The following is a 7,574-nucleotide window of genomic DNA, read 5'->3' on the forward strand; positions in this document are numbered from 1 at the left end:
CCTCTGCCCCCCCCCCCCACCGTCTCGCCCCACCCCCCCCCGCGCGGCCCCCCCGACGGCGCCGCCCGCCCGCCGCCCGACGCGCCGCCCCTCGTGCTGCTGCACGGCTCCGGGGCGAACTCCGCCATGTGGACCGAGGACGTCGCGTGCTGGGCCCCGCACTTCCGGATCCTGGCGGTCGACGTCATCGGCGAACCCGGCCTGAGCGCCCCCGCCCGACCTCCACTCGCCTCGGACGCCCACGCCCTGTGGCTCGACGACGTCCTCGACCACTTGGGCGTCGACCGCGCCGCCTTCGTCGGCACGTCCCTCGGCGGGCGGCTCGCCCTCGACTACGCCGTCCGGCGCCCGGAGCGGGTCGAGCGGCTCGTCCTGCGCTGCCCCAGCGGCATCGGCCGCCAGAAGACGGCCGTACTCGCGGCCTCGCTGCTGCTCCTGCCACTCGGCCGGTGGGGGCGGCGCACGATGCTGAAACTGGCGCTCGGCCCGCTACCGCCCACCACCGCGAGGGAGCACGCCTTCGGCGAGGCCGTCCTCCTGATCCACCGCCACTTCCGCCCCCGGCGCGAACGGATCCCCGTCATCGACGACGCCGCGCTGGCGGCCCTCCCGATGCCCGTCCACGTCACGCTCGGCGCCCGGGACCGCCTCCTCGACTCCCGACACACCGCCCGCCGCCTCCAGCGTTCGGCCCCGCACGCCACCGTGTGCTTGCTCCCCGGAGAGGGCCACCTGCTGAGGGGACTGGCGGAGCCAACCCTGGAGGCGCTGCTGGCGGAGGCGGCCAGGTAGCCAGGCCGAGGCCGGCAGGATGGAAGTCCTGCCGAAGGTCGACCGGGGCCTGGCCGCGCAGTGGTGCGGGAGCGTAGACAACGGCTGGATGCCGGCGACGGGCTGCGCCCTCAATTGTCGGGACGACCGTCAGCCGAGAGACGGTGGTGAAGAACGCCCGCGGATCGGCGGCATCGGGAGGTCAGAGTATGCGCAGCTGGTCGAAGGCCGGCAGCCGGCCGTCCGCCAAGGCCTCCTCCGCCTTTGCGACTTCGCCGTCCGACGGTGGTTCGAGATCCAGGTAGCCGGGGTCGTCACCACCGCCGTCGGAAGTCGCGTGCGTGCCCAGGTGGCCGTGCAGCGCCGCTTTGGCCGACCGCGGCAGCTGCATCGGTTCGTCGGCCAGGAACCGGAAGACGTCGTCCGTGACCTGCCGTTCGTTGGGCAGGCCGCCGTGGACGGCGCGGACGTAGCGGACCTCGCCGACGTGCTCCAGCTCGGCCGATGCGAGCGGCACCCTGCCGTCCCCTTCCCGGTCGCGGTCGCCGGGAATCCGTTTGGTCACCCGCTCCATGGTTTCCCAGCCGAAGTCGACCGAGGACGGCAAGCCGGGATCGAGCCGCCTGCGGAAGGCAACGCGGAAGAGCGTGCGGTAGCCGACGCCCGCGATGACGGCCATCCGGTCGCGCTTTCCCTGGTCCAGCTGCTCGTGCCAGGCGTGGAGCTCGCGGTGCGCCGCACCGGCGGCCGACAGGACCGTCTGGAGTCGATCCTCCTGCTCGGCGGTGAGGCCGTCGAGCCGCCAGGAGTGCGCATCGTAGAGGTCGAAGTTCGCGCATGGGTGCGGATATCGGTCTCCGCCCTCCGCGGGCTTCGGATCGTCATCACGAGTGCCCGGGTAGACGCCCACGGGTGCCGGCAGCAGAGCGAGTACGCCCCACATCGAGCGGAACGTCCGGCGGCTCAGGTACTTCCCCAGCACGGCGAACCAGCTGAACCCCCAGAAGTGGTTCTTCAGGTAGCCCGCGATGGCCGGTGAACCGTAGTGCGGCGTCGCGAGGAACACCACCTTGCCGACCTGCCGCCACAGCTCGGGGTAGCGGCCGAGGGTCGTCCGGACCACCAGGCCGCCCATGCTGTGCGCGACCAGGTGGACGGGACGGCCCCCGTTCGCCGCGTGCGCGGCCAGCACAGCGTCCCTCAGCCGGGCGGCATCCGCCGCGATCGGTTTGCGCCAGTCGTAGGGGAAGCCCTGGTAGCCCAGGTCGGACCGACCACGGGTCGCAGTGAAGAAGGCATCGTAGCCCGGGTCGACGACGACCGGACCCACCTGGAAACCCTCGTCCTCGTCGGTCGTCCCGTCAGGGGACAGGCGCAGATCGTCGAGACGGTGCCGGGTCCGCGGATCGATCCACCAGATGCCGCCCTGGCCCTGGCTGGCGAGCACGCTGCCCATGACCCCCGGAAGGAAGATCAGGTCGACCGGTCTGGTGGCGAGATGGCCGGGCTCGCGTGCCGACCGGGCGAGGGCCTGGAGCTCCCGGAACCCGTCCTCGCCGAGCAGGGCCCTCAGCGGCTCCCGCGCACCGGGCTCGTCGGCCAGCCGCAGCCGTCGCGCCGGGTCGACGGTCAGGAACTCCGCTATGACGTCCGATGGTTGCCTACTCATCGTCGCACCTCCGGGTGCACGGCCGGCCCCCGTCAACGCAGGGCCGAGACCGCGGCGTAACTCCGGACGCACACCTTGTAGTCGTTGACGTAGTTGTAGAACAGGCCGCCCGGGTTGCGGTACTCGTCCCACAGGAACCGCCTGGCCTGCACCATCGCCTCCCCCGCGGGCACGGCGTGGCCGTCGGGCCGCAGGTACAGGAAGTGGAAGAAGACCTCGGCCAGGCGGGCGGCCAGCCTGATCGGCACCTCGCCCTCGGTGCCGATGAACACGCGGCACCCGCGCTCGAAGAAGACCTCCTCCAGTTCGTTGGCCTCGCCCGGGCCGGCGGCGGACGTGCCGCAGGCATTCAGGAACACCAGCGGGCGGTCGGGGAAGGGCGCTCCGGCGCGCAGGTCCGACAGGTCGAGTTCCTCCTCGGGGTCATTGGTGCTGCCGAAGCGGAGCCTTGGTGCCGATCCGGTCCCGGCGGCCTGGCAGTACGCGTACACGAGCCGGACCGGGGAGGGACCGGGCTCGGTCAGGAACTCTCTCACCTCGGCACGTGCGCCGTCCGGGCCCGACGGCAGCACGAGGCCGGTCCAGCGGCGCAGTTCGCCGCGGTGCACCCGTGCCTCCGGCGCAGTGATGTCACCGTCCGCGCTGCCCCAGTAGAGGAGGTGGGCCCGGGTGGTCTGCTCGCTCTCCCCAAGTGCCCGGCCGGCAGAGACCCGATGGGCTTGGTGCTCTGCCCGCAACCGCATCCCGAGGAACCTGCCCACCTCGACGGGCGCGCGATCAGTGGGCTCCGGCCCCGTGTAGAGCAAGGCCCACGGAACGTGCGGCAGCCGCTCGCTCTGTTCCGGGTACCAGACGATCCTGAGCCGGTCGCCCGCCGCGAGCCCGCCGACCAGTTCATTGAGCTCGGTGCCCGCGGGGAACAGCGCCAGGTACAACGCACGGCCGTTGGACCCGAGACGCCGAAGCTTCCTGCTGTGGACCGCCTCCTCCCAGGCCCTGCGGTGCCGCTCGTCCGCGCGGTCCACCGGCGCACTCCAGTCCCGGCACGGCTCGAACCGAGCGAGGCGGCCGACGAGGTCGGCCGGCTCCACGTCGTCGAGCAGGTCCGAGAACTCCTCTCTGAAGTCCTTGAGTGCAGAACGGAGTTCGGCGATGCGCTGCACCACGGTGGCCGCGGGCTTCCACGGAACGGTGCCATGGGCTTCGCTGTCCTCCCGGCGTGGGTCCGTGGTCTCCAGCTCCCAGTTCACCGTGTTTCCGTTCATCGACAGGCGCAGCTCGGTCAGCGGGTCGAACCAGTCCACGGGGATGCGCACTCCGGTGTGTTCGGCGGGCAGGAGCTCCACTTCGTCGACGGTCGTCGACGGTCCCTTCGGTGCTCTGTGCGGAAGTAGCCACGCCCGGTGCGTCGGGGCGGTGTAGAACGTCACGGTCAGCTCGCGGTAGAGATCGCCGCGCGCGAACACCCGCGCGTGCAGGGCGGGTGACCCGTCGGTGCGCAGCGTGACACCGAGCGTGCGGAGCTCGGAGTCACCGAAACGCGGGATCGTCAGGTCGAACGCGGCCTGCCACTGCGGTCCGTCGGCCGTCTCGACGGCCTCGAACGTGACGGGAGCGGGCCCGGAGCGGAACAACAGCGCCCCTTCCGGCGGTATCAGCTCGACGTCGCGGGACCAGACCTCCCAGCGGGTCTCCAGCCCGGACGCCGGGATGTCCGTAGCGGGGATCGGGGCCGCATCGGTCAGCAGGTTGCCGGGCACCGGTGCGCCGACCCGGAAGCAGCCTCGGTAGGGCCGTCCCACCTCAAGGGCGGTCACGGCGGCGAAGCCCGTTTCGGGCTCCTCGACCCAGAAGTTGATCGACCGTTCGTCGAGCGGGCCGCGCTCGTCCGGCGACAGACCCCCGTCCCGGGCGGGTGCGGGTCGGGATTCCAGGCGGCCGGTTCCGACGTTCGGGAGGTCCTTGTCCGCGTGTGAGGACCGGAACCGGAACCAGGGGCGCTTCTGAGGCCGAGCCGGCGGTCCCCCGCTTCCGTAGCCACCGGGATTCGCCGGGTTCCATGGGGACGAAACGGACTCGCCGGCCGGGGCCGGGGCCCCCAGCGGCGGGAGCGCCGGGGCAGGGGCTGGGGTGGGGAGAGGTGGGAGCGCCGGGGCCGGGGCTGGGGTAGGGAGAGGCGGGAGCGCCGGGGCCGGGGCCGGGGCCGGAGAATCGATGTTCCGCACGGGCTCACGGTCGTCGATCACTGCGCCGCCGTTCCCGGCCGTGTCCGCGGGACTGCCGTCACCCCCGAAGACCGGACCGACAGGCCAGCTCCGGTACTTCATCGCGTCCTCGAGCACCTGAAGCGCGGACACTCGGTCCGGCACCGACACAGAGTGCAGCCTGCTCGCCGTCTGCCGGACGATGTCCGGGACGGTCGCGCGCGACACCAGCCACGTGATCTGCCACCGCAGTCCCGTCGCGGGGAACTCGTCCACGTCCCGCAACCCGACGGCCACCCGCCCGATGTCACGGTGCGTGTCGAACAGCCGGGGAAGATCGGGTACGAACGCGCCGTGACCGGCGGCCGCCCCGACCACGCCCTGACCGATCGGCAGCCAGTCCTGCGGTGGGCGCGTCTCGACCGCACGGGCGAGCAAGGACGCGAGCAATGCACCCGCTGCGGCATCGTCCTCCACCGGAAGGGCCCCGGGTTCGAGGCGCAGTTGCCCGTCCGGAGGGAGCAAGCGCTCGGCCAGCCGGTCCGCCACGACACGGTGCAGGCCCGCGACCGCTGCCGGGACCGTGCGGGCGCCCTGCGTCGGCGGTGGACGCCGCGCCATGCTGTCCGCGTCGAGCAGCAGTCGGACGATCTCGTCGGCGTCCGTCGGCGTCACTCCGTCCGGGACCCGGTTCCGCAGGAAGTCCCCGAGCGCCGTGTCGACCGGGGTGAAGGCTGCGAAGGTCTCCCAGGGCAGTGAGCTCGGATAGTCGAGAGACCGGAGGTACTCGTCCCCCCGAGCAAGCCGATCAAGAGCCTTCCCGAGCCACCGGGTCGATCCACCGCCCCGTGCCACCGCCAGCCCGAGCCAGAACTGCACGTCGAGGTCACCGTGGTCCTCGATCCGGCGGGCCTCCTCCTCCGGCAGCCCGATCACGGCCAGCTTGCGAGCGGCCTCGATCCGTTCGTCCCGATCAACGCTCCGCGTCCGGGCGACGACCCAGGGCACCACCACTGGGCTGCGCGCCGTGACCAGCGCGTCAACGGCAGGCTCCCGGTCTCCCGGAAGCTCGTCGAGCAGCTCGGCCAGCCGCCTCCGAACCCGCGCGGTCGGCACCCGGCCCGCCACGGCCAGTACCGCCGACCTCTCGGTCCCGTAGCCGCCGGGTTCGAGCACCGCCAGCACCGCATCGGCCACGGCGATCCAGGCCCGCCGGGGCAACGGCAGCTGGACCAGAGCCCGCAACGCGGCGATCCGGACTGCCGGTTCCGGGTCCGATAAGGCGCTCAGCAGGGGCGAGACGACCTGATACGAAAGCTCCGGTTCGGCGCGGGCCTTCTCCTGGATCCGATCGGCTCCCATGGCGACCCCCAATGGGTGTGTCGATCCGCCGCGTGGATCGTCGCCTACATCCAAGCTACGTCCGATTCACGGCGTCCGGCGGAGCCGGCAGGCGGCCGCGACCACCACGTCCACAGAGGCTGGTGGCTGCCCCCTCACCGGCCCCGCCGGCAAGGTGCGCGTGGTAGGGGCGGAGACGTCGTCGGCGCGGGCGTCGGCGCGGATGTCTCCGGTGGTCGTGGCGAGGACCGCAGTGATGGCCGACGGGAGCTCCTGCCGGGTGTGAGCGAAGGAGATCTCGCCGGCATCGATCACGGCGAGCGGGGTGTCGAACTGCCGATGGCGGCCCTGGGGAGCGGTAGTCGGAAGCGCACCGGCGCGTTCGGTCCGACTCTGCCGGAGATCCGCGCCTCCCCGCTCCTACGACAACCATGTCGACATAGGATCCGGGCATGAGCGAACGCGTGGTGCCCGAGCCCCAGCGCCGACGGCGTCGGCCCACCAAACAGGGCGTGGTGCTCTCCCAGGAGCTCATCGTCGACACGGCGCTGCGGCTGATCGGGCAGCACGGCGCCGACGCGCTCACCGCCCGGCGACTCGGCGCCGCTCTCGGCGCCGACCCGAGCGCCGTCTACCGGTACTTCCACAGCAGCGACGACCTGCTGCTGGCCATCACCGACGAACTCATCGGCCGCGCCCAGGCCGGCTGGCAGCCCACCGGCGACTGGCGGGCCGACCTGCGCGCCATCGGCCTGCGCATCCACTCCTCCTACCAGACCCACCCGCAGGCCGCTCTGCTCGCCGCCCACCGCACCACCGGCCGTACCCACGAGATCGCCGCCGTCGAGACCATCCTCGGCGTCCTGCGCACCGCGGGCTTCCCCGACCCCGAGGCCGTCCGCCTCTACCACGCCTTCGTCGACCAGAGCCTGGGCTTCGCCGCCCTCGACGCCGCCGCCCTCGCCCTCCCCGCGGTGTCCCAGGCGGCGGACCTGCAGGTCTGGCAGGCCTCCTACGCCCGCGTCGACGCCACCACCCACCCGCACATCGCCGCCACCGCCGACCTCCTCGCCGACGACATGCGCCGCAGCGGCTACCCGTACGCGCTCGACCTCCTCCTCGACGCCGCAGAGGCCCGCCTCACGGCGATCCGCTGAACACGGCCGCGCCGCACCACCCTCGGGCCGGCGGCGCACCGGACCCGCGGCGGGCCACGGACAGGTCGGCGGCGATCGCGGCGGCGGTCTCGGCGTCGGCGCCGCCCGCTCCGGCGCGGAGTCGATGCTCGACCTGCCGGCCGGAGCCCGGACCGATCGCACCGCCCTGGAGCCGGAGCGCCGCACGCCACTGCCGTTTCCGCCCGAGCCGGCCCGGTCGGTCACCATGGGTATCGCCCAGTGGGCACTCACGCGTGCCGGCGCCGGCGCCGGGCAGCCCAACCCGCGGCTGCGCACGCCGGATCGCTCCGGCCCGAGCATCGCCGGCTGACACTCGGGCCCGTCCGGCGCCCGCACCCACCGCAGGCCGCCGGGCCCCAGCGCCCCCCGCCCCGCGACGCCGGCCTGCGCCCCGTTCGGCCGCCCGCGGTT

The 7,574-nt window shown here is 73.0% G+C and carries 5 protein-coding genes; 3 read left to right on the forward strand and 2 right to left on the reverse strand.

Features of this window, described 5'->3' with window-relative positions; translation table 11 throughout:
* Positions 1–792: alpha/beta fold hydrolase (locus ACFV4F_RS40265; protein WP_380510437.1), on the forward strand; the 792-nt coding region annotated here is incomplete at its 5' end.
* A gap of 181 nt (positions 793–973) precedes the next feature.
* Here ACFV4F_RS40265 and ACFV4F_RS40270 read toward each other — a convergent pair.
* On the reverse strand, positions 974–2,440 hold the full coding sequence (locus tag ACFV4F_RS40270) for a lipase family alpha/beta hydrolase (protein ID WP_380438691.1): 1,467 nt from the start codon (positions 2,438–2,440) through the stop codon (positions 974–976).
* A 32-nt stretch (positions 2,441–2,472) separates the two neighbouring features.
* Positions 2,473–6,006 (reverse strand): CHAT domain-containing protein, encoded by a 3,534-nt coding sequence (locus ACFV4F_RS40275; protein WP_380438689.1) that lies wholly within the window; start codon positions 6,004–6,006, stop codon positions 2,473–2,475.
* Between the two features lie 431 nt (positions 6,007–6,437).
* Between ACFV4F_RS40275 and ACFV4F_RS40280 the strand changes: the two genes are divergently transcribed.
* Together ACFV4F_RS40280 and ACFV4F_RS40285 are read left to right on the forward strand one after the other, a co-directional pair.
* Entirely contained in the window at positions 6,438–7,142 is a 705-nt protein-coding gene (locus ACFV4F_RS40280) for a TetR/AcrR family transcriptional regulator (RefSeq protein ID WP_380510440.1), read from the forward strand.
* A 124-nt stretch (positions 7,143–7,266) separates the two neighbouring features.
* Positions 7,267–7,473, forward strand: a complete 207-nt coding sequence (locus tag ACFV4F_RS40285; RefSeq protein ID WP_380510442.1) for a hypothetical protein — start codon at positions 7,267–7,269, stop codon at positions 7,471–7,473.
* The last annotated feature ends 101 nt before the right edge of the window (positions 7,474–7,574 follow it).

Origin of the sequence: Kitasatospora sp. NPDC059722 (assembly GCF_042733235.1) — a bacterium.
GTDB lineage: Bacteria > Actinomycetota > Actinomycetes > Streptomycetales > Streptomycetaceae > Kitasatospora.